Raw genomic sequence first — 21,743 nt, 5'->3', positions numbered from 1 at the left:
CCGGTCCGCTGCTACTCCGTGCAGGTGGCGGCTTCGTCGGTGGGGTGCAGCGTGGCGATGCCGTAGGTGCCGTTGCGCGTGCCGCACCAGATGCGCCAGTTTCCGCCGCCCACGTCCGGCGCCGAGTAGACGCCGCCCTCCTTCTTCGCCCCGCCGCGCGCACAGCAGCGCGCGAACGCCCGGGTCCCGATGGCGGCGATGGAGACCGCGTCCTGCGACGTGGAGAAGCCGCCCGTGCGCTTCACGCCGCAGGACCACGGGGACAGCCCCTTGAAGCGGATGAGGTACTGCTCGCCGCGCACGGCGTCCTCGCCCCGGGCCGGGCCCTGGTAGCAGACCTTGCCTTCCGCCTCGAGCTGCGCGTAGCGGGGCAGGAAGTGCAGGCCGCCAATCGGGCCGCGCTGCCAGTCATCCCCGCAGAAGACGTGCGTGAACGCGTTGCGCGGGCCGGTGCTCACCCACAGGCTCGTGAGCCATTCGATGTTCGCCTGCCGCGAGCCGGGACGCCCCGCCGCGGACAGCGCGCGCTGCACCCGCGCGTCGTCGTAGTGCTTCGCGAAGAAGCGCTGCACGTCCCCGGCGCTCACGCTCGCGTCGGGGCGCGCGGGGCACAGGTCCAGCACCTCGCGGTCCAGCGCGGACAGCGCCGGGGCCTTGGCGAAGAGGGGCGGTTGATCACACGTGCTCGCGCAGGCCGCCGCGTCGCCCGGAGCCGCGGCGCGACTCGCCGGTGCGCGCACCGCCACGGTGACCTCTTCCGTGTCGTCCGGCTCCGCAGGGGGCGCACCCGCACCGGCTCCGCTCCCGATGGGCTTTGCCTCCGCGAGGGCCCCGCCGCCTCGCGACACCTGCTGCTGGCGCGTGTTCGCATGGTCCGCGCGCACGAGCGCGTCCGTGTCCGGCGCCTTCTGGACGGCCTCCGTGGGCGTGCCATCGCAGAGCACCCAGCCCTCGGCCCCAGGCCCCTGGAGCTTGCACCACGCGCGGTCGGGGCCGCCCTTCTTCACGAGCGGATAGGACACGCCCGGCTGCACGGAGAAGACGACCTTGGAGGACTGGGGCTGGTCCACCGCGTCCACGGCCTCTTCGGTGACGAAGACGCCGCTCCCCGCGAAGGCGACGGGGGCGGTGGAGAGGGCCAGGAAGAAGCAGGCGAGCGACCCGGAGAGGCGCATGGTGGGCCGGACTCTAACAGGGGCGCCCCAAGCCCGCTGTTCCCCGGTTGCGCCCGGCGCCGCGCCGCGAAATAAACGCGCCCGATATGAAACCGATGAATTTCCGAGGCCGCTGGGTGCTCATTACCGGCGCGTCGTCCGGCCTGGGGCTGGAGATGGCCCGCCTGCTCGCGAAGGAGCACGGCGCCCACATCATCGCCGTGGCCCGCCGCGAGGACCGGCTCGCCGCGCTGAAGGCGGAGCTGGAGTCCGCGCACGGCGTGCAGGTGCTGCCCCTCTCCGCGGACCTCACGAAGCCCGGCGAAGCCGAGCGCGTCTTCGAGACCGCCACGTCCGGCCGCACCGTCGACGGCGTCATCCTCAACGCGGGCGTCACCTACTTCGGCCACGCGCTGGAGCAGCAGCCCGAGTCCTTCGACGCGCTGCTCGCCACCAACATCACCAGCGTGGTGCGGATGTCCCAGCGCTTCGGCGCGCACTTCGCGAAGCGGGGCGGGGGCGGGGCGCTGATGCTCGTCGCCAGCACCGCGGGCTTCGCGCCGCTGCCGTACCAGACGGCCTACGCCGCGTCGAAGTCGTTCGTCATCAGCTACGGGCGCGGCCTGGCCTACGAGCTGCGCAAGGCGGGCGTGTCCGTCACCGTCTTCGCGCCCGGCGGCATCGCCACGGAGATGCTGTCGGTGTCCGGCCTGGACCGGAAGTTCAAGGCGGGCGACGTGGGCATCATGTCCGCGGAGGCCTGCGCGCGCATCGCCGTGGAGGCGTTCGTGCACCGCCGCGAACTCTGCGTGCCCGGCGTCCTCAACCGCTTCCTCGCGGCGATGATGAAGCTGTTGCCCCACGGCTTCATGATGGGGCGCTCGGCCGCGCTGTACGAAGGCGCGCTGCCGAAGGAGCCGCCCGCGCCCTGAAACAGGCCCGGGCGGCGTCCGTCACGTCACGTCAGGACAGCTTCACCCGCGTGACCTTCAGCTTGCCCACCTGCACGGTGTACTCGCCGGCCCCCAGCTCCGCCTTGGGGTCGGTGACCTTCTCACCGTTCACCTTCACGCCGCCCTGGCCCATCATCTTGCGCGCCTCGGTGGCGGAGGCGACGAACTTCGTCTCCGGCAGCAGCTTGGTGACGAGCAGCTTCTCCGCGCCGCCAAGCGACACCTCCACGAGCGGCAGGTCCTCCGTGGACAGCTCCTTCTTGGCGAAGCGCTTCTCGAAGTCCTCCGCCGCCTTGCGGCCGGCCTCCTCACCCTGGAAGCGCGCGGCCATCTCCTGCGCGAAGGCGACCTTCGCGGCCTTGGGGTGCGCCGCGCCGGACTTCGTCTGCTCCTCCAGCTCCAGCACCTGCTTGAGCGGCATGGCGGAGAGCAGCTTGTAGTACCGCCACATCAGGTCGTCCGTGATGCTCATCAACTTGCCGAAGATGCTGTCCGCCGGCTCGTCGATGCCCACGTAGTTGTCCAGGCTCTTGGACATCTTGTTGCCGGTGATGACGCCGTCCACCAGCTTCGCGTCCAGGCCCTCCAGGATGGGGCCGGTCATGATGACCTGCGGCTCCATGCCCTCTTCCTTCATCAACTGGCGGCCGACGAGCAGGTTGAAGAGCTGATCCGTCGCGCCCAGCTCCACGTCCGCCTTCAGCGCCACGGAGTCGTAGCCCTGCAGGAGCGGGTAGAGGAACTCGTGGATGGCGATGGAGGTGTTCTCCCGGTAGCGCTTCTTGAAGTCGTCGCGCTCGAGCATGCGCTGCACGGAGTAGCGCGCGGCCAGGCGGATCATCCCCTCGGTGCCCAGCGCGTCGAGCCACTCCGAGTTGAACTTCACCACCGTCTTGTCCGGGTCCAGGACCTTGAAGACCTGCTGCTTGTACGTCTCCGAGTTGACCTTCACCTGCTCGCGCGTGAGCGGAGGCCGGGCGGCGTTCTTGCCGGACGGGTCCCCGATGAGCGCGGTGAAGTCACCGATGAGGAAGACCACCGTGTGGCCGAACTCCTGGAAGCGCCGCATGCGCGTGAGCAGCAGCGTGTGGCCCAGGTGCAGGTCGGGACGGCTGGGGTCGAAGCCCGCCTTGATGATGAGGGGCTTGCCCTTGTCATACGAGCGCTGGAGCTTCTTCTTCAGGTCCTCCGGCACGTGGAGGTCCACGGTGCCGCGAGTGACTTCTTCGAACTGCTCTTCGGGGGTTGCCTTGCGCAGCGCGTCCGGGTTCATGGCGCCGCGGACACTAGCCCAAAAAAGGCGACGGGCAGGGCGGGACTTCCGTGTCCGCCCCACCCGTGGCTGTCACCCTGACTGTCGTCCTACGGCTCGGGGGCCGTCAGGTGCCGTCAGGTGTCCAGGAAGTCGAAGCTGCGGTAGAGGCCGCGCAGCGTCTGGCTCTCCGTGACGATCTGGTCCATGTCCACGTCGTCGCTCGTGGTGGGCAGCGCCTGGACGATCTGGTCGTTGAACGCGAGCCCCACGCGGCGGCTGCGCGGGCTGGCCGCCTTGAGGGTGGCGTCGTAGTAGCCACCGCCGCGCCCCAGCCGCTTGCCGTCCGGGCTGAAGCCCAGTCCGGGCACCACGAACAGGTCGATCTGATCCACCGGAATCAGGTCCGAGGAGTTCGTGGGCTCACGGACGCCCAGGCGCCCCGGCTCCAGCTCGCTCTCCGACTTGATGGCCCGGAAGGCCAGGATGCGCCCGTGCACGTGGGACAGCGGGTAGCAGACGATCTTCTCGTCCTGCAACGCCGCGATGAGGATGTCCCGGGTGGGCACTTCGCCCCGGATGGGGGCGTAGAGCGCCACCGTCCGCGCCTTGTCGTAATAGGGCGATGCCAGGAATCGAGACTGGACCTTGAGGCCCCGCTCGTCGATGAGGTCGTTGGTCATCGCCTTGCGGCGCGCCGTCAGTTCCTCACGAAGCGTTACCTTCTTCTCCGCCGCCGCCGCCGTATCCACCGCCGTCTCGCTCACCGCCGCCGCTCCAAAGAAAGAGTCCCCCGCCGAGCCGTGTGTCCAGCGTCCATTGAACCCTTAGAAGCCAGGTGGGGACCGAAATCATGTCACCGCAGGCTTCCCTCATCCCCGGTGAAGGGGGAGGGCTTGCACATGGCGACCGAAACGGACCCCGGAATGGACGTATCGGTTCGAATTTCTGCTGGGCATCACGCACCCCGCAGGGAACAGACCTTTTACCACTCAAATCGTGCTGCAAGTCCTTAGAATTACTGGGAAAATCCCAGGGCGTTCTGGGAAAATGATAAGGATGGAGAAGCGTGCGGTCAAGCCGTCCTCGCGCGTTTACAAGCCGCCCCGTGGACTTCTATGATGCCCGGGTCCCCGACATGTCGCTCCCGACCCCAACATTGGCTCTCGCGGCGGTAGCCTGCCTCGCCTCCGGATTCGCCTGGGCGGGTCCGCAGCTCAACAGTACCTATCAGGCGGATGCCTTCGGCCCCATCGAGTTGCGCTCGGACGGGGAGCACCTGGTCGGCACGGCGCCGGCCGGGGGGCCCTGCCAGCGCCCGGCCGCCGAGCCGATATTGACGGGGGACTTCCAGGGAAACGTCTTCCTGGGGGAGCTCACGCTCTGTCAGACGGGGGACACCTGCACCCCGTCCCGCAGCTTCCCGGTGATGCTCGTCTACAACGTGGAGGAGCGGGCGCTGGGCGGCGTGGTGAAGCTGGAGGACGACTGCGAGTCCCCGGCGCTGCCCAAGAACCGGATGCTGGTGCTCCGCGCGACGGAGCAGGGCGCGGCGGTGACGCCGGCGACGGCGCAGGCCCCCGAGCAGCGCCAGGTGCAGGCGCCCGTGCCTCCTCCGCCGTCCGGTGGGGCCGCGCAGGTGGCGGCGCAGCGCCGGCTGGAGCCCCTGGACGTGGCGGCCACCCTGAAGCTGGGGCAGTCGCTGCTGCCCAACAACCCCTTCGGGGCGTCGCAGCAGTTCCAGTTGGTGCTGTCCCAGGAGAAGGAGAAGAACAACGCCTGGGCGCTGACGGGCATGGGCGTGGCGTACCACCTGCGCAAGCAGCAGCCGGAGGCGCTCAAGTACCTGGATCAGGCGCGCAGCGTGGGCAGCGGCGCGGCGCGGGCGGAGGCCTTCTTCTGGACCGCGTGCGTGAAGCGGGCCGCGCAGGAGTCCGCGTTCGCCCAGGCCGCGCTGAAGCGGGCGCTGCAGGAAGGCTGGTCTCCTCCGGAGGGCAACGCGCTGGTGGAGCGCGAGCTCCAGCAGTTCGCCAATGAGGGAACGTTGTACGAGGCGCTGGTGAAGCAGGCCCGCGGTCGCAAGCAGCGGGTCCAGGGCCGTGATCCACAAGGAGCTGGAAGCTCCAGCCCGTGAACGCGCCGACTCCCGTGTCGAAGCCCATCCGCGTCTTCGGCAACTACGAAATCCAATCGCTCCTGGGCAAGGGCGGTATGGCCGAGGTGTACCGCGCGCGCGTGCGCTCCGGTCCCCATGAAGGCTGGACCGTGGCGCTCAAGCGGCTGTTGCCCGCGCTCACCCGCGACCCGGCGTCGGTGGACCTCTTCCGCCGCGAGGCGCAGTTGTCCCGCCAGTTGGACCACCCGAACATCGTGAAGGTGCTGGACGCCGGGATGCTGGACGACGTGTCCTTCCTGGTGATGGACCTGGTGGACGGGCGCGACCTGGGCCACATCCTGCGCCGCTGCAAGGCGCGCGGGATTCCGCTCCCCGTCGACTTCGCGGTGTACCTGGCGAAGGTGCTGCTGGAGGCGCTCGCGTACGCGCACACCGCCACCGGGCCGGACGGCAAGCCGCTGGGCATCGTCCACTGCGACGTGTCCCCGTCCAACCTGTTCATCTCCCGCGTGGGGGAGATCAAGCTGGGCGACTTCGGCGTGTCGCGCGTGCTGGTGGACGGCAAGCTCCAGGGCGGCGAGGTGCTGGGCAAGCCGTACTACCTGTCCCCGGAGTCGCTGCAGGGCGCCGTGACGCCGGAGGCGGACCTGTGGGCCGCGAGCGTGGTGCTCTACGAGCTGCTCACGCTGGGCCGGCCCTTCGTGGGCACGACGCCGGAGGAGGTCTTCGCGGGCATCCTGTCGCGCAAGTACCGGCTCCTGCGCTCGGTGCGTCCGGACATCCCGCAGGCGCTGGACGACGTGCTGGCGCGCGCGTTCGCGGAGAACCCCGAGGACCGCTTCCCGTCCGCGGAGGAGTACGCGAAGGCGCTGTCGCCGCACTTCGACGAGCGCGTGGGGACGCCGCTGGCCATCGCGGCGGTGGTGCGCGGCCTGTTCGGCACCACGGACGAGATGCCCGCGTACCGCAGCTCGCCGTCCAACGGCCCCTCCGACGACAACGGGTAGCCGGGCGGGCAGGGCCCTGGCGTGTGGGCCCCCAGCCGGTGAAGCCCGCTGCGGCGCCTGCCCCGGATGATGACCTTTCCTCCCGCGAACACGCACCGGGAGGAGTCCATGGCGACCGAGCGAAAGCAGCAGCAGCAGCCCGAGCAGCAGCAGCCCACCCGCGAGACGCGGCACGGCGACGAGCGGCTTCCGCCCAAGCCCGACGAGGCCAAGGAGGGGATGCCCGGCTACGGACAGCCCGACCCGGAGGTCCGCGAGAAGAACCTGCCCGACCAGAAGTGGTGAGCGGCCCCGCGCGGCGCGGGCCTCAGCCTCCGAGCGCGCGCACCCGGGGCACGTGCGTGCACAGCGCGTCCACGACGCGAGTGACCTCCGCGCCGGTGGTGCCGGGGCCCAGGCTGAAGCGCAGGCTCGCGCGCGCGTCGGCGGGGGAGAGGCCCATGGCGCGCAGCACGTGGGATGGGGACAGCGTGCCGGACGCGCAGGCCGCTCCCGACGAGACGCGGATGTCCTCCAGGTCCAGCGCCATCAGCAGCGCTTCCCCCTCCACACCGTCGAAGCGCAGGTTGCTGGTGTTGGGCACCCGGGGCGCGCCCGCGCCGTTCACCGTGACGCCGGGCAGCCGCTGGAGCACCTGCTCCTCGAAGGTGTCGCGCAGGGCGGCGACCCTCGCGGCGGTGCCGGGCTGCTCCTCGGTGGCCAGCTCCAGGGCCAGGGCCAGGGCCTCGGCGTAGGGCACGTTCTGCGTGCCTCCGCGCCGGCCTCCCTCCTGGTGCCCGGGCGTCAGCGCCCGCACGTCCACGCCCTTGCGCACCACCAGCACGCCCACGCCCTGGGGGCCTCCGAACTTGTGCGCGGAGAGGGAGAGGAGGTCCGCGTCCACTTCGCGCAAGGTGAGCGGCACCTTGCCCGCGGCCTGCACGGCGTCCGTGTGGAAGAGGATGCCTCGCTGACGGCACGCGCGCGCGGCCTCCGCCACCGGCTGCAGCACGCCCGTCTCGTTGTTGGCCCACATCAGCGAACACAGCGCGGTGTCCGGCGTGAGCGCCTCCAGCACGGCCTCCAGCGGGACACGGCCGTTGGCGTCAGGGGACAGCCGCACCACCTGGGCGCCGTCCTTCTCCAACTGCGTGAGCGCGCCCAGCGCCGCCGGGTGCTCCACCGTGGTGGACACCACGCGGCGGCGGTCCTTCACCGGGCGGGCCGCGTACGCTCCCACCAGCGCGAGCGCGTCCGCCTCGCTGCCCGACGCGGTGAAGGTGATCTCCTTCGGCTCGCAGCCCAGGACGCGCGCCACCTTCGCTCGCGCCGCGTCCAGCCGGGCCCGGGCTTCGCGCCCGCCACCGTGCACGCTGGACGCGTTGCCGAAGCCGCCTTGCGTGAAGGCGCGGGCGAGCAGGGCGCCCACCTCCTCGCGCACCGGCGCGGCGGCGTTGTGGTCCCAGTAGATCACGTGTCCTGCGCGGACAGCAGCGACACCGGCCGCTCCTCGGAGACACCAAAGGCTTCGAGGAAGCGCGACACCACCTCGCGCTTGAGCGCCTTGCGCTTGTTCGCGCTGCCGGACAGGGGCAGCCGCGCGCCGGCCATGCTGCCGTGGCCGCCGGACGAGCCGCCCAGGTCCTCGCACAGCTCGCGGATGAGGCGGCCCGCGTTCATTCGCCGGTCCTTCACCCGCAGGCTCAGGAAGAGCTGGTTGCGGAAAGTCCCGTACGCCAGGGACCACTTCATCCCCTCCAGGTACATCATCCGCTCGGCGACCTCCGCCACCAGGTCCGGGGAGTAGACCTCCTCCAGGTCGGTGATGATGGCGGTGCGGTAGACCTTCGCCTTCTCGATGGACGTGTGGAAGAGCTGGAAGAAGCGCGCCGGCAGCTCCGGGTGCTCAATCTGTCCCAGGAGCTGCTTGTCACAGCGGGGGAACAGCCACAGGTAGCTGTCCACGTCCGTCTGGGTCGTCTCACGGCCCAGGTCCCGCGTGTCCGCCTTGATGCCGTAGAAGAGCGCGGTGGCGATCTCCACGGACGGCTCCAGCCGGGCGGCCCGCAGGTACTCCACCAGCATGGTGGAGGTGGCGCCGAAGTCGCCGCCCACGTCCGCGAAGGGGGCCAGCAGGCTCTCCTCGCGCAGCGGGTGGTGGTCCACCACCAGGTCCGCGCGGTAGCGCGCCGGCAGCGAGTGGTTCCTCACCGGCGGCTGCGTGTCCACCAGACCGAAGAGGTCGTACTGGCTGAAGTCGATCTGCGACACGTGCGACACCGGCAGCCGCAGCACGCGCACGAAGGCGACGTTCTCCGCCCGGCCGATGATGCCGCCGTAGCCCACGTGGGCCTCGATGCCGGCCTTGCGCTCCAGCAGGTGGGCGAGCGACACCGCCGCCGCCATGGAGTCCGGGTCCGGGTTGTCGTGCGTGAGGATGAGCGCCCGGCGGTGCCCCTTGGCCACCTGGAGCAGGCGGGCCAGCTTGTCGGTGGCGGGCAGCTTGGCCAGCCGCGCTGGCGGAGGCTCCGTGAGCTCGCTCCCGGCAGGCAACTGGGCGCGGCGGCTTTGGAGGGATGGGGTGACAGGCATGGGGACTCTTCTTTTACTTCCTCCGGCACAGGGATTCGAGAAGTCGGATGTTCTCCCCGTAACGTTCCGGAAAGGGTGTTTCCAACACCCCAATGGTGTCGACGTGCCGCGCGTTCTTCACGCCGCGGCGGAGGACGGGCGGGACGCCTGCCTTCTCGCCAGTCCTCCGGGAGCACGCCGCCCCGGACCGCGCTACTCCACCGTCTTGTACTTGCGGCCGAGGTCGCGGAAGTACTTCACGCCGTTGTCCAGCGAGTTCTCCATGGCGTCCATCAGCACCGTGCGGAACGTGGCCACGGGCGCGCGGAAGGACTCGTAGTAGCGCTGCCGGTCGATGGAGTGGATGACCGCGGGCATGTAGCCGTTGCGCAGCAGGATGAGGTTGCTGCACATGCGCCCCACCTTCCCGCTGTGCTCGGTGAAGGGGAAGATCTGCAGGAACTCGTGCTGCACCACCGCCGCCTGCTTGATGGGGTGGAACTCGCGGAACTCCGCGCTGGCGGTGTGGTCCACGAGCTTCTCCAGCCGGGCCTGGATCTTCGCGGGCTGGGTGATGTCGTGGAAGTAGGTGCGGTGCAGGGGCATGTCCTTGCGCAGCCCCGCGCGGTCGCGCTCCTTGGCCAGCTCCTTCTCCGTGCGCTCGCGGCGCTCCATGCGCGCACGCTCGGCCAGCGCTTCCGGCGTGTTGCCCAGGAAGAGGTCGTGCATCCGCTTGATGGTGGTGAGCGTGAGCGCGGACTGCTTCTTCGCGCCCGCCGCCTCCTCGCGGATGTAGTCCGCCACGGCCTTGTGGTTGCGGATCTCCAGCACCACCGGGATCATGGAGGCTTCGGCCGCGGTGCGCTCCGGGAAGAGCGCGGCCATCAGCTCCTGGTGCGTGTACACGACGCCTTCGAGCGCGGCGTCGTGGTAGATCCACGACATCTCGAAGCGGTCGAGGTACTCACGCGCAGGCGGCTTGCCCTTGTAGATCTCAAGGTACTCGCGCAACTGCTCGTTCTTCTCGTCGATGTCCTGGTAGCGTTCCTTCACGGACTGCGGCTCCTTCTCGCCCCGGCCCGCCCCGGGCGCTGGTTCCCAGAGGCTGCGCCGGGAGGTACAACGGCACGGAGAGTCTAGAAATTCCGCGCGGTTGGAACAAATAAAACCTGACTACAGATTCACCAGGAACACCTCGCAGGCCTGGTCCAGCAGATCTTTTGAAAGGGCTGGCGGGATTTGCCGGTATCGGGCGGCGTCCCGGATGAGCGACACGAGGTCGCGGGGGTGGCAGGAGCGCATCTCCATGCTGCGCGGCTTGTAGTAGTGCTCCACCAGGTAGGTGATGGCCTGGTCCACGTAGGGGATGCCCGCCGCTTCGCACACCCGGCGGAAGATCTCCCGGTAGGACTCCTCATCCGGGTTGCCCACTTCGATCTTGTACTTGATGCGCCGCAGGAACGCCTCGTCCACCAGCTCCTTGGGGTCCAGGTTGGTGGAGAAGACGAGGAGCTGATCGAACGGAATCTCGAACTTCTTGCCGGTGTGCAGGGTGAGGAAGTCCACCCGCTTCTCCAGGGGGACGATCCACCGGTTGAGCAGGTCCGTGGGGTGGACCTTCTGGCGGCCGAAATCGTCGATGAGGAGCATGCCGCCGTTGGCCTTCACCTGGAACGGCGCCTCGTAGAAGCGGGTGCTCTCCGAGTAGATGAGGTCCAACGTCTCCAGCGTCAGCTCGCCGCCCACCACCACCGCGGGGCGCCGGCAGAGCGACCAGCGCTTGTCCATTTCGAAGGTCTGCCGGCGGCCGTTGGCGTCACGGCCCACCTCCAGCGACACGGGCGTGTGGATGATGCGGTCGAAGACCTTGATGATCTGGTTGTCGATTTCCAGGCAGTGCGGGACGAAGACCTCGCCGCCGAACATGTGGGAGATCGCCTCCGCCAGGCTCGTCTTGCCGTTGCCCGGCGGGCCGTAGAGGAAGAGGGAGCGGCCGGAGTTCACCGCCGGGCCCAGCTTGTCCATCAGCTCCGCGGAGACGGTGAGGTGCCCCAATGCGGCGACCAGGTCCTCCTGGCCCACGACGGGCGTCTCCTCCGTCTGGCTGCTGATGAGCGCGTTGTACTGCTCAATCGGGACGGGGGCCGGGCCCACGTAGGTGGAGCGGGTGAGGGCGTCGCGCGCGTACTCGCGGCCCTTCTCCGTGAGGGCGAACTCCACGGACGCGCGGCCAAAGCCCTTGCCGCCGCGCAGGTCCACGAGCTTCTCCGCGGCGAGGAAGTCCACCACGTGCTCCACCACGCCGGACCAGGGCAGGCACATGCTTTCGGCGATGGCCACGCCCGTGCCGGTGCCGGCGTAGTAGAGGAACTTGAGGCCCAGGTCCGCGAGCAGACCCATCCTCAGTCCCGTGTCCTCCAGCGACTTCGGCTCACCCGGAGCGATGTCGAGGACGGACGGGTTCTCCAGCTTGAAGGGATTGTCTTCGTACGCGTAGCCGGCGGGAGGCATCGGGTACGGGTTCTACCCGATTCCCCCGGCCGCCGGGACTTCGCGTCCGCGGACTGTCCTCAAACGTAGGTCAGCCAGTCCGCATAGCGGGCTTCCTGGCCCCGCACGACGCGGAAGTACATGTCCTGGACGAACTTGCTGATGGGGCCGGGCTTGCCGTCGCCAATCTGCCGGTTGTCCACCTCGCGCACCGGGGTGATCTCCGCGGCGGTGCCGGTGAAGAAGACCTCGTTGGCGATGTAGAGGGCGTCACGGGTGACGGTGACCTCCTCGATGGTGGTGTGGCCGGCGTCGCGCAGCAGCTTGAGCACCGTGTCGCGGGTGATGCCGTCCAGGACGGGCGAGGAGAGGGGCGGGGTCTTGATGACGCCCTTCTTGTTCACCATGAAGATGTTCTCGCCGGAGGCCTCGGCGACGAAGCCGCTGATGTCCAGGAGGATGGCCTCGTCGTAGCCGGCCATCACCGCCTCGCGCTTGGCGAGGATGGAGTTCACGTACTGGCCGGTGATCTTCCCGCGCACCATGTTCACGTTCACGTGGTTGCGCGTGAAGGAGCTGACCTTGGCGCGGATGCCTTCCTTGATGCCCTTGTCGCCCAGGTACGCGCCCCAGTCCCAGGCGGTGATGCCCACGCGGGTGGCGTTCACCGCGCCCAGGCCCATGGCGCCGTCGCCCATGAAGGCGACCGGGCGCAGGTAGGCCCCGTTGGCGAACTGCGCCTTCTGCTTGCGCAGCAGGTCCAGCGTGGCCTCCACCAGCTCGTCCTCGGTGTAGGGCATCTGAAGCATGATGATGTGCGCGGAGTCGAGCAGGCGGCGGATGTGCTCGCGCAGGCGGAAGACGGCGAGCCGGCCATCGTGGGTCTTGTAGGCGCGGATGCCCTCGAAGACGCCCAGGCCGTAGTGGAGGGCGTGCGTCATCACGTGCACGTTGCCCTCGTCCCATTTCATCAGCTTCCCATCGAGCCAGATGTGTTCGGCGCGCAGCACGGTGGATGAGGTCGAGCTCATCGGGAAGTTCCTCTCGGGCTAGGGTGGGACGGCTTGGGCCTTGTACCCAGGCACCCTGGGGACGCAAAGCGTGAAACGCCAACGATCGGCGTTCCACGGTCCTTCCCTCGCAGCGCCCTGCGTCAGGCCTGGGCGATGGTGGGCAGGTTGGCGCGGGCCTTCTCGATGTCGCCCTCGTATTTGAGGACGAGGTTGAGCGTGGCGGCGACGACGTCCGCGCTGAGCGCTTCCGCGTTGAGCAGCGCCAGGCTCTGCGCCCAGTCCAGCGTCTCGCTGATGGACGGGGCCTTCTTCAGGTCCAGCGCGCGGATGGCGGCGACGGCCTCCACCACCTGCTCGGCCAGCACCTGGGGGAGCTCCGGGAGGCGCGCCCGGACGATTCGCAGCTCGCGCTCGCGGTCCGGGAAGTCGATGTGCAGGTGCAGGCAGCGGCGCTTGAGCGCGTCCGACAGCTCGCGGGCGTTGTTGCTGGTGAGGATGACGCGCGGGATGTGCTTCGCCCGGATGGTGCCCAGCTCCGGCACCGTGACGGCGTTGTCAGACAGGACCTCCAGCAGGAAGGCCTCGAACTCCGGATCCGCCTTGTCGATTTCGTCCACCAGCAGCAGGGCGGGCGTGTCCGAGAGCTGGGCCTGGAGGATGGGGCGGGGGAGCAGGAAGCGTTCGGAGAAGAACACCGCGTCCCCGGACGCGAGCCGGTCCGCGGCCTCCGCCAGCGTGGACGTGCCCTGGGTCAGCTCGCCAATCTTGTCCTTGAGCAACTGCGTGTAGAGCAGTTGCTTGGCGTACTCCCACTCGTAGAGGGCCTTGGCCTCGTCCAGGCCCTCGTAGCACTGGAGCCGGAGGAAGGTCCGGTCCAGCGCCTGGGCCAGGGCCTTGGCCAGCTCCGTCTTGCCCACGCCGGCCGGGCCCTCCACCAGGATGGGCTTGCCCATCCGGTCCGCCAGGAACACGGCGGTGGCGATTTCAGGGGACGACAGGTAGCCCACCGCCTCCAGGCGACGCGCCGCGTCCTCCACGCTGGTGAACGAGCGGATCTCCGAGGTCAGTTGAGGGGGGCTCACGCGCGTCAACTTAACCGACGGTTCCGTCCCCACTGCGGCAAAAATGCCAGGGTTGTGGGGGCGCCGTCCGCACTCTTGAGGGCCGTGGGAGCCGTAACCCTGCGGAATCAGGGTGCGTAATTATTTTCGCACCCTGGGCACGCACCGTGCATCCAAGTGGGCGTATCTCAGGACGACGAGGTCGCGGGTCATGTGGGCGTGGCTGAAGCTGGCGATGGCGGTGCTGGTGGTGGTGATGCCGGGGGGCTTCCCCCTCGTGCTGGCGTACATCGCGACGCGGACGGTGTTGGAGCGCTGGCGGGTGGCGCAGGCGCAGGCCCGGGAAGAGGGCCGTCCGGTGTCGGTGGTGCGGGACGTGGTGGGCGCGCTGCACTTCCGGGACCTCATCCGTGAGGCGAAGGCGGCCACGGCGCTGTAACCGCTCGGCGCGGGGACGGTCTTGAGATGGACGAAGGGCCCGGCACTCCAGGGAGTGCGCGGGCCCTTGTCGTTTCCAGCGGAGGGGCAGGCTACTTGTCGAGCTCGTCGACGAGCGCCGTCCAGTCGTCCTCACCGGCTTCGGGGGCGGTGGGCAACTGCATCACCATGGTGCGCTCCGGGGCCTCCTCGTCCACGGGGACGGGGGTGGGCGCCGCCTTCTTCGCGGCCGGCTTTGCGGCGGCCTTGGCCGGAGGCTTGGCGGCGGCCGGGATGACCGGGTTGGCCTGGACGGTGGCGGCCAGGTGCTCGTCCTCGGGGGCCTTGGCGGCGGCCTTCGCGGCGGGGGCGGCGGCCGCGGCGGGGGCCTTGGTCTTGTAGCGGGCCAGCTCCAGCTCGGCGACCTTGAGCGCCTTGCTCTTCTCCTGGACGGACGTCTGGAGGCGGGCGACCTCCTGGGCCTTGATGGCCTCGCGGCGCTCGAGCTCCGCCTTCTGCTTGGCGTTGAGGTCCTCCAGCTCCTTGGCCTGACGGGCCTCCAGGTCCTTGCGCTCCTTCTGCGCCGTGGCGAGCCTGGCGGCCGCCTCGTTGGCCTTGGTCTCCGCCGCGGCGACGCGGGCGTTGAGGTCCTTCTCCGCGCGGGCGCGGGTGCTCTGGGCGTTCTCCAGCGCCAGCTCCAGGTCCTGGGCCTTCTTGGTGCGGGCCTGCAACTGGGCCTGGGCGTCCTTGAGCTTCGCCTCCGTGTCGGCGGCGAACTTCTGGGCCTCCTGGGCGAGCTGGGCGATGCGCTGCTCGGCCTTGGCGAGCTTCGCGGCCAGGTCGTCCGACTGCTTCTTCGCCTCGGCGGCGGCGGACTGCGCCTGCTGGGCCTGCTGCTGGGCCTGGGCCTGGGCCTGCTGGAGCTGTCCGGCCAGCCCGTCGCGCTCGCTGGTGAGCTTCTTCTGCTGGTTCGCGGCCTGCTGGAGCTGTCCGTCGCGGTCCGCGATGGCCTTGCGCGCGCCGTCCAGCTCGCCGGAGACGTTGGAGAGCTGCTGGTGGAGCGCGTCCGCCTGCTTCTTCGCCTCGGCGGCCTGGTGCTCCAACTGGCCTTCCAGTTGCTTCACCTGCTCCGTGCGGGTGGAGACCTCGCGGTTGAGCACCTCCGCCTGACGCATCTTCTCCTGCGTCACGTGCGTGAGCTTGCGGAGCGTGTCCGACAGCTCCTTGCCCTTGGTGTCGACCTCGTTCTGGAGGAGCTCCTCACGGCGCTGCGACTCGTGGGTGAGCGTCTGGAGGCGGTCCTCCAGGTGGTGCCGCGCGTCCTCCGTCTGCGCGAGCGTGGAGGACAGTTGCGTGACTTCCGACACGCGCGTGCCCAGCTCGTGCTTGGTGACGATGAGCTGCTCGGCCAGGTCCTCGCCGTTGGCCTGGGCCTCGGTGAGCTGGCGCGTGAGCTCCGCCTGGGCGCTGGCGGCGGCCTCGCGGGACTGCGCGTGGGCCTGCTCCTCGCGGGCGAGCGCGTCCTGGGTGCTGGCGAGCTGGCCCTGCGTGTCGGCCAACTGCCGCGAGGTGGCGTTCAGCTCCGCGAACAGGTTGTCGCGCTCGCCGGTGAGGGCGTTGATGCGCGCGGTGGTCTCCTCCGCGAGCGCCGCGTGGGCGGTGCGCTCCGCGTCGTAGAGCCCCTGCGTCTCCGACAGGTCCGCGCGCAACTGGCCAATCTGGCCGGTGAGGTCCTGCTCCAGCGCGTCCTTCGCCGCGTTGAGCGCCGCCAGCTCCGCGATGCGCGCGTCGCGCTCCTCGGTGGTGCGGGCGAGGAGGCCGTTGGTCTCCTGGAGGATGTCGCGCGTCTCGTTGAGCTCCGCGTCCAACTCGTCGCGGTGCGAGGTGACCTTCGCCAGGTCTGCGCGCGTCGACTCCAGGGTCTCCTGGGTCTGCGTCAGCGTCTGGCTGGTGGCCTCCAGCTCGCCGCGCGTCTCCGCGAGCGTGCCCTCGGTGCTGGAGAGCGTCGCCTGCGTCTCGGAGAGCGTGGCCTCCGTGCGCGCCAGCGTGTCCTGCGTCTGCGCGAGGGTGGACTCGGTGGTGGCCAGCGTCTGGCTGGTGGCCTCCAGCTCGCCCTGGGTGGACGCGAGCGTCCCTTCCGTCTGCGCGAGCCTGGCCTGCGTGTCCGTCAGCGTCTGGCTCGTCGCCTCCAGCTCGCCACGGGTCTCCGCGAGCGTGCCTTCGGTGCTGGTGAGCGTGGCCTGCGTGTCGGAGAGGCTCTGGCTGGTGGCCTCCAGCTCACCGCGCGTGGTGGAGAGCGTCTCCTCCGTCTGCGCGAGCTTGGACTGGGTGTCCGCCAGGGTCTGGCTGGTGGCTTCCAGCTCGCCGCGCGTCTCCGCGAGCGTGCCCTCGGTGCTGGAGAGCGTCGCCTGCGTCTCGGAGAGGGTGGCCTCCGTGCGCGCCAGCGTGTCCTGCGTCTGGGCGAGCGTGGATTCAGTGGTGGCCAGCGTCTGGCTGGTGGCCTCCAGCTCGCCGCGCGTGGTGGAGAGCGTCTCCTCCGTCTGTGCCAGGCGCGTCTGCGTCTCGGAGAGCTGCTGGCTCGTGGCCTCCAGCTCGCCGCGCGTCTCGGAGAGGGTGGCCTCCGTGTTGGAGAGCGTGCCCTGCGTCTCGGAGAGCTGCTGGCTCGTCGCCTCCAGCTCGCCGCGCGTCTCCGCGAGCGTGGCCTCGGTGCTGGAGAGCGTGTTCTGCGTCTCGGAGAGCTGCTGGCTCGTGGCCTCCAGGTTGCCGGTCAGCTCGGCGATGCGGGCGTCGCGGTCGGAGACGTCGGTCTGCAGGCCCTCGATGGTGCCGTCGCGCTGGGTGACGGTGTCCTCGAGCGAGGCCACGCGCGCGGAGAGCTGCTCGCCCTGGCGCTGGGACGCGTCGAGCTGCTCGGTGAGCGCTTGAATCTGGCCGTTGAGGTCCGCCTCCAGGGCGTCCTTCGCCGCGCGCAGGTCCTCCAACTGGCTGGTGAGGTCCTGCTCCAGCGCGTCCTTGGCCTGCTGCAGCGCCTGGAGCTCCGCGGTCAGCTCGTTCTCGCGGTCCTCCAGGTGCGTCTTGACGGCCTCGACTTCGCCTTCCAGCTCACCGATGCGCTCGCGGTGCTGCTGGATGGTGGCGTTGAGCTCCGCCTCGCTGTTCTCGTTGCGGGCGATGGTCTCCTGCAGCTCGCGGTCGAGCGCGGAGATCTTCGCGTCCCGCTCCTCCAGGCGCTGCGTGAGGTCCGCCTCCAGGGCGTCCTTGTCCAGCCGGAGCTGGTCGCGCTCGCCGGTGACGCGCGCGATGTCGGACTCCAGGTCCGCCACCTGCTGCGTGAGGCGCTGCTCCAGGGCGGCGCGCTCGGCGTTGAGGCGCTCAATCTCCGCGTCCGAGCGGCTGGCGTGCTCCTCCGCCGTGGTGGCCCGGGCCTCCAGGCCGCGCACGGTGGCGTCGCGCTCCTGCTCCGTCTGGGTCAGCCGCTCCTGGAGGGCCTGCAGCTCGCCGTCCAGCTCGGCGTAGCGCTGGTCGCGCTCGCTGACGGTGCGGGCCAGCTCGGACTCGAACTGATCGCCGCGCTCGCGCAACTGGAGGATGTCCGCCTCGTTGGCGCGGACGGTGTCCTGGAGCTTCTGCTCCTTGACCTCGAACTCCAGCGTGACGACGCCGAGGTGCTTCTCCAGCTTGTCGAACTCGTTGCGCCAGCTCTCCAGGTCCGCGCCGCGCCGGGCCAGCTCCTCGTCGCGGAGGTTGACCTCCTTGCGCAGGACGTTGATGTCCTTCTCCTTGGAGGCGACGACCTCGATGAGGTCCTTCTCCGAGGAGAACTTCTGGAGGAGCAGGTCGTCGACGGTGGCGCCGTGCTCGCGCTCCTTCTGGACGATGGACTGCTGCGCGTCGTTGAAGCGCCGCAGCAGGTCGTCCACCTGCATCTTCAGGCCCTGCAGCTCCACGTCCTTCTCGTGGAGGCGGTCCTCGACGGAGAGCAGCTCGCGCTCGCGGACGCTCCAGATCTCCGACAGGCGCGCGAGCTGGGCTTCACGCGTCTTCAGCTCGTCCCGGAGGATCTGGATCTTGCCCTCGGGCGTGCCCATCAGCTCGCGGCGCGGGGGCGGGCGCTTGAGCTGACGCGACTCCGCCAGCAGCTCCGCCTTGCGGTCCGCGATGGACGAGAAGGCCCGGTCCATGAAGGCCTTGTCCTCGTCCGTCATGGCGCTGCGGCGCTCGCGCTTGGGCAGCTTGGGCGGGGCGCCCGTGCGCACGCCGGGCATGGGCGGCGGGGCTTCACGCGGCTGGCCGGAGAGCGCGGCGTCCAGGTCCGCGTCGGACTCGTCGGAGCCGGGCGGCACGATGCCCGCGCTCATGGAGGCCAGCTCGCCCATCTCGAACGGGATGACGAGGTAGCCGTCCGCGGCGGCCGGCGTCTCACGGTGTTTGTTCAGACCCTCCACACCGGAGTCGGAGGAGAGCAGGAGGACCTTCAGGTTCTGGCCCCACTTGCCCTTCTTGATCTGCCCACAGAGGGCGAAGCCGGACTGGTCCGGCAGCTCCGCGCGCACGACGACGAGGTCGGGTCGGCGCTTCTCCAGCTCCCGCTGCGCGTCTGACGCAGTGGTGGCCATGGCCGTGTTGTAGCCCGCGCTCTTGAGCACGGAGGCCATGCTGAGTGCGAAGTCGTTCTGGCTTTCGACGATGAGGACGCGACGCTCCATGAAGCCCTTCACCCAGCAAAAAGTGCAGTGAAAACCGCTACATCCTATCGGGCGGGCGCAAGGCTTGGGAAGTTTCCGAGCAGCGCTCGGTCGGCTGCCTCACGAGTTCTTGCCGCGAACCGCTCCCTGGCCGACAGGCGGGACCGACCCGGGGGACTCGCCTGCTTCCGGATCCCGCCCGGGGAAGTTGGTGGGCGGGGTGTGCCGGGCGAAGCGGGCGCCCTCGGGGGGACAGTACCCGTGCGCGAGCTGGGCGAACCACGGGTTGAGGGTGGAGTCGGGGGGCGCGGGCGGGGGCCCCGGGTCCTCGGCGTCCGCGGACTCCACGTCGAGCGAGTCCGCGTCCTGGACCTCGTCGGCGGCGATCTCCTCCGCCTCTTCCAGCGCCGCGCTGGCGGTGGCGGGCGTGTTCACGGCGTCGTCGTCCAGGGACTGGGCCTCGTCGGCGGCGATCTCCTCCGGCTCATCGTCCGGGTGCGCGGCCGAGGGCTTCAGCACGGGGGGCGTGGGGATCAGCCGGGGTGGCGGCCCCTGGCGCGGAACGGGCGGCGGCGCGGCGGCGCGGGGCGGTAGCTGCGGCGGGCGGTCCGCGTCGGAGACGGAGCCACCGCGGATGGGCGGCTTGTCGGACTCCGTGAGCACGGGGGGGCGGGCGGCGGGCCGGCCTGGATCCGCGGCGAGGCCGCCACGGATGGGCGGTTTGTCCGCGTCGGCCATGGGAGAGGGAGTGGGGAAGAGACGCGGAGGTTCAGAGGGGACCGGATCCGCTGGCCGCTGCGCACGGCCGGCGCCCGTGCTTCGCGCCCCGTTCTGCAGCGAGCGCATGGGCACGATGGGCGTGGGCGCGGGAGGCTCCTCTTCCTCACGCATGACCCCGGTCCGGCGCACGACCGGGGTGGGGGCCCGCTCCTCGTCCTCCGAGAGGGAGGGGGGACGGCGCACGATGGGCGTGGGCGCGGGAGGCTCTTCCTCGGAGGCCGGCCTGCGCACGATGGGCGTGGGCGCGGGAGGTTCCTCCTCGGAGGCCGGCCTGCGCACGACGGGCGTGGGTGCGCGTTCTTCGTCCTCGGAGACCGGCTTGCGCACGACGGGCGTGGGCGCGGGAGGCTCTTCCTCGGAGGCGGGCCTGCGCACGACAGGCGAGGGAGGGCGTTCATCGTCCTCGGAGACCGGCCTGCGCACGACGGGCGTGGGGGCCGGCGTGCTCGTGTCGTCGTCCGCCACAGGCCGGCGCACCACGGCCGTCGCTCCGGAGGAGACATCCTCGGAGTCCCCGGCGTCGTCCCCACCGGCATCCTTCAAGCCGAGGGCCTTCACCAGGGGGCTCGTCACCATCTCCGTGGGGGGAGCCGGCTCCGCGCCACGGCCTCCCAGCGGTTCCGGCTCCTCGGCCTTCGCGGGGGCGGAGGGCAGCGCCGTCTTCGCGGTGTCGTCGGTCGTCCTGGAGGCGGAGGCGGCCACGGGCTCCGGCGGGGGCGTGGCTTCCCGGCTCGCGGGGGCCGGATCGGACTTGCCGGACTCGCGCAGCGGCAGGCCCATGACCATGGGCACTTCGTCCGGTCGCATGTCCGGCTCGGTCTTGACGAGCCGGGTGTCCATCCCGTCGTCCAGGGCCATGCCCATCACCACGGGCGGGTCCTCCGCCGGGACCTCCTTCGCGGGCGGCGGGGCGGCTTCGTCGGCCCCGGCCTGAGGCGCCGGCTTCGAGGGCGGCCTGGGCGCCGCGGGCTGGGACGCCTCCGGCATGCCCAGGCTCGCGAGCCGGTTCGTGGGCGTGCCCGTCATCGTGACGTCGGGCGGCTCGCTGGCGGCTTCGACCGGGACGTGGCCGCGCTTCTCCAGCAGCGAGTCATACAGGTCCAGCAACTGGCCCCGGATGAGGCCCGCGTCCAGCACCTTCTCCGCGAACGCGCGCCCGGCCTTGCCCAGCGCCACGCGGCGGGGCACGTCGCGCGCCAGGTCCAGGATGCGCTCGGAGAGGGCGCGGCTGTCGCCCGGGGGGAAGAAGACGGCCGCGTCCTTTGGAAGCAGCTCGCGGGTGACGGGCAGGTCCGCTGCGATGACCGGCCGGCCGGCGGCCAGGTACTCGGAGACCTTGGCCAGCGGTCCGCCCTGGAGCCGGTTGCGCTCCGAGTCGTCCAGCGGCAGCACGCCCACGTCCGCCAGCGCCAGCACCTTGACCAGGTCGTCGTGCGCGACGGGCGGCTGGAAGTCGACCTTCTCCTTGATGCCCAGGTCGTTGACCAGGTCCTCCAGGTGGGGCTTCCAGTCCGGATGGTGCGCGCCCACCAGCGTCAGGCGCACGTCCACCTGCTGGGACGCGAGCGCGGTGGCGCGCAGGAGGGTGGGCAGGCCCTGCCAGCCCACGTGGCTGCCCAGGTACATCATGCGCAGGGGCGAGCCGTCCGGGGCGCCGAGCACCTCCGGGTCGTACGGCTTCAGGTCCACGGGCGCGCGGATCGTGCGCAGTTGGTCCTCCGCCGCGCCCAGCCCCTGGATGTACGCGCGCGTCGTCTGCGAGCCGGTGACGACGAGGTCCGCGTTCATCAGGCAGAACAGCTCCTGGCGGCGGATCTTCGACAGGAAGCGGCGGTCCCCGTCCGTCTGCGGGTGGGTGTAGCGCAGCTCCTGGGAGGGGAAGGTCTGCGCCTCATAGATGAGGCGGTAGCCGTAGTCCGCCTTCAGCTCGCAGAGCGCGTAGCCCCCGAAGGGGTCCGTGAAGTGGGCGAGCGCGTAGTCCTCGCTCTCCAACTGGCGGCGCACGGCCCGCTCAAAGGACTGGATGCGCGACGCCAGGTCCCCGGAGCCTACCGGGACGCGGAGCAGCCGGGCGCCCTGGTACTTCTCGATATGGGAGTGGTCGGGCGTCTTCGCCGACAGCACCACCACGGAGAAGCGATCAGGCAACGCCTTCAGATACTCGGTCAGTCGGCGTGAGGAGCCAGACGGGCCGGGGATGACGTCGAAGCTGCACAGGAGAAGTCTGGGCAGGTCACTCAAGCGGTCGCAGGATACTTGGACAGG

The 21,743-nt window shown here is 70.3% G+C and carries 16 protein-coding genes and 1 other RNA gene; 5 read left to right on the top strand and 12 right to left on the bottom strand.

Features of this window, described 5'->3' with window-relative positions; genetic code table 11:
- Nucleotides 1-11: 11 nt before the first annotated feature.
- Entirely contained in the window at nt 12-1,175 is a 1,164-nt protein-coding gene (locus tag K8556_RS23180) for an EndoU domain-containing protein (RefSeq protein WP_223742255.1), read from the bottom strand.
- A gap of 95 nt (nt 1,176-1,270) precedes the next feature.
- Between K8556_RS23180 and K8556_RS23175 the strand changes: the two genes are divergently transcribed.
- Complete coding sequence (locus K8556_RS23175; RefSeq protein ID WP_223742254.1) at nt 1,271-2,086, top strand: SDR family oxidoreductase; 816 nt, start codon at nt 1,271-1,273, stop codon at nt 2,084-2,086.
- A gap of 31 nt (nt 2,087-2,117) precedes the next feature.
- On the opposite strand, the gene tyrS is transcribed toward K8556_RS23175, so the two are convergent.
- The 3 genes from tyrS to ssrS form a co-directional block, all read right to left on the bottom strand.
- Nucleotides 2,118-3,380: a tyrosine--tRNA ligase gene (tyrS, locus tag K8556_RS23170; protein WP_223742253.1), complete on the bottom strand. Its 1,263-nt coding sequence runs from the start codon at nt 3,378-3,380 to the stop codon at nt 2,118-2,120.
- A gap of 116 nt (nt 3,381-3,496) precedes the next feature.
- Entirely contained in the window at nt 3,497-4,126 is a 630-nt protein-coding gene (locus K8556_RS23165; RefSeq protein ID WP_223742252.1) for a 5-formyltetrahydrofolate cyclo-ligase, read from the bottom strand.
- A 19-nt stretch (nt 4,127-4,145) separates the two neighbouring features.
- Nucleotides 4,146-4,338: non-coding RNA, 6S RNA (gene ssrS / locus K8556_RS23160), on the bottom strand.
- Between the two features lie 159 nt (nt 4,339-4,497).
- Between ssrS and K8556_RS23155 the strand changes: the two genes are divergently transcribed.
- The 3 genes from K8556_RS23155 (at nt 4,498) to K8556_RS23145 (ending at nt 6,767) form a co-directional block, all read left to right on the top strand.
- Nucleotides 4,498-5,493 carry a hypothetical protein gene (locus K8556_RS23155; RefSeq protein WP_223742251.1) on the top strand — a complete coding sequence of 332 codons (996 nt, stop codon included), beginning with the start codon at nt 4,498-4,500 and terminating at the stop codon, nt 5,491-5,493.
- Nucleotides 5,494-5,570: 77 nt separating this feature from the next.
- Entirely contained in the window at nt 5,571-6,482 is a 912-nt protein-coding gene (locus K8556_RS23150; protein WP_255671364.1) for a serine/threonine-protein kinase, read from the top strand.
- Nucleotides 6,483-6,590: 108 nt separating this feature from the next.
- Nucleotides 6,591-6,767: a hypothetical protein gene (locus K8556_RS23145; protein WP_223742249.1), complete on the top strand. Its 177-nt coding sequence runs from the start codon at nt 6,591-6,593 to the stop codon at nt 6,765-6,767.
- Nucleotides 6,768-6,789: 22 nt separating this feature from the next.
- Here the strand turns inward: K8556_RS23145 and K8556_RS23140 are convergent, their stop codons facing one another.
- From K8556_RS23140 to K8556_RS23115, 6 genes are all read right to left on the bottom strand, one after another.
- Nucleotides 6,790-7,935 carry a cysteine desulfurase family protein gene (locus K8556_RS23140; protein ID WP_223742248.1) on the bottom strand — a complete coding sequence of 382 codons (1,146 nt, stop codon included), beginning with the start codon at nt 7,933-7,935 and terminating at the stop codon, nt 6,790-6,792.
- The gene (locus tag K8556_RS23135; protein WP_223742247.1) at nt 7,932-9,053 is read right to left on the bottom strand and encodes a bifunctional oligoribonuclease/PAP phosphatase NrnA; all 1,122 of its coding nucleotides are present in this window, start codon (nt 9,051-9,053) and stop codon (nt 7,932-7,934) included. The genes K8556_RS23140 and K8556_RS23135 overlap by 4 nt, the downstream gene beginning before the upstream one ends.
- A gap of 192 nt (nt 9,054-9,245) precedes the next feature.
- The gene (locus K8556_RS23130) at nt 9,246-10,085 is read right to left on the bottom strand and encodes a Fic family protein (RefSeq protein WP_171413429.1); all 840 of its coding nucleotides are present in this window, start codon (nt 10,083-10,085) and stop codon (nt 9,246-9,248) included.
- Nucleotides 10,086-10,205: 120 nt separating this feature from the next.
- On the bottom strand, nt 10,206-11,543 hold the full coding sequence (locus K8556_RS23125; RefSeq protein ID WP_206792823.1) for an AAA family ATPase: 1,338 nt from the start codon (nt 11,541-11,543) through the stop codon (nt 10,206-10,208).
- Nucleotides 11,544-11,602: 59 nt separating this feature from the next.
- The gene (locus tag K8556_RS23120) at nt 11,603-12,553 is read right to left on the bottom strand and encodes a branched-chain amino acid transaminase (protein ID WP_223742246.1); all 951 of its coding nucleotides are present in this window, start codon (nt 12,551-12,553) and stop codon (nt 11,603-11,605) included.
- A gap of 122 nt (nt 12,554-12,675) precedes the next feature.
- Nucleotides 12,676-13,617: a MoxR family ATPase gene (locus tag K8556_RS23115; protein WP_223742245.1), complete on the bottom strand. Its 942-nt coding sequence runs from the start codon at nt 13,615-13,617 to the stop codon at nt 12,676-12,678.
- Nucleotides 13,618-13,807: 190 nt separating this feature from the next.
- Between K8556_RS23115 and K8556_RS23110 the strand changes: the two genes are divergently transcribed.
- Nucleotides 13,808-14,035 carry a hypothetical protein gene (locus K8556_RS23110; RefSeq protein ID WP_223742244.1) on the top strand — a complete coding sequence of 76 codons (228 nt, stop codon included), beginning with the start codon at nt 13,808-13,810 and terminating at the stop codon, nt 14,033-14,035.
- Between the two features lie 91 nt (nt 14,036-14,126).
- Here K8556_RS23110 and K8556_RS23105 read toward each other — a convergent pair whose 3' ends face one another.
- Nucleotides 14,127-18,719, bottom strand: coding sequence for a response regulator (locus tag K8556_RS23105; RefSeq protein ID WP_223742243.1), 4,593 nt, complete (start codon nt 18,717-18,719; stop codon nt 14,127-14,129).
- Nucleotides 18,720-18,818: 99 nt separating this feature from the next.
- Nucleotides 18,819-21,719 (bottom strand): glycosyltransferase family 4 protein, encoded by a 2,901-nt coding sequence (locus K8556_RS23100; protein WP_223742242.1) that lies wholly within the window; start codon nt 21,717-21,719, stop codon nt 18,819-18,821.
- Nucleotides 21,720-21,743 lie beyond the last annotated feature (24 nt).

This window comes from Corallococcus sp. AS-1-12, assembly GCF_020036995.1.
GTDB lineage: Bacteria > Myxococcota > Myxococcia > Myxococcales > Myxococcaceae > Corallococcus.
This window is presented reverse-complemented; position numbering and strand designations above follow the sequence as displayed.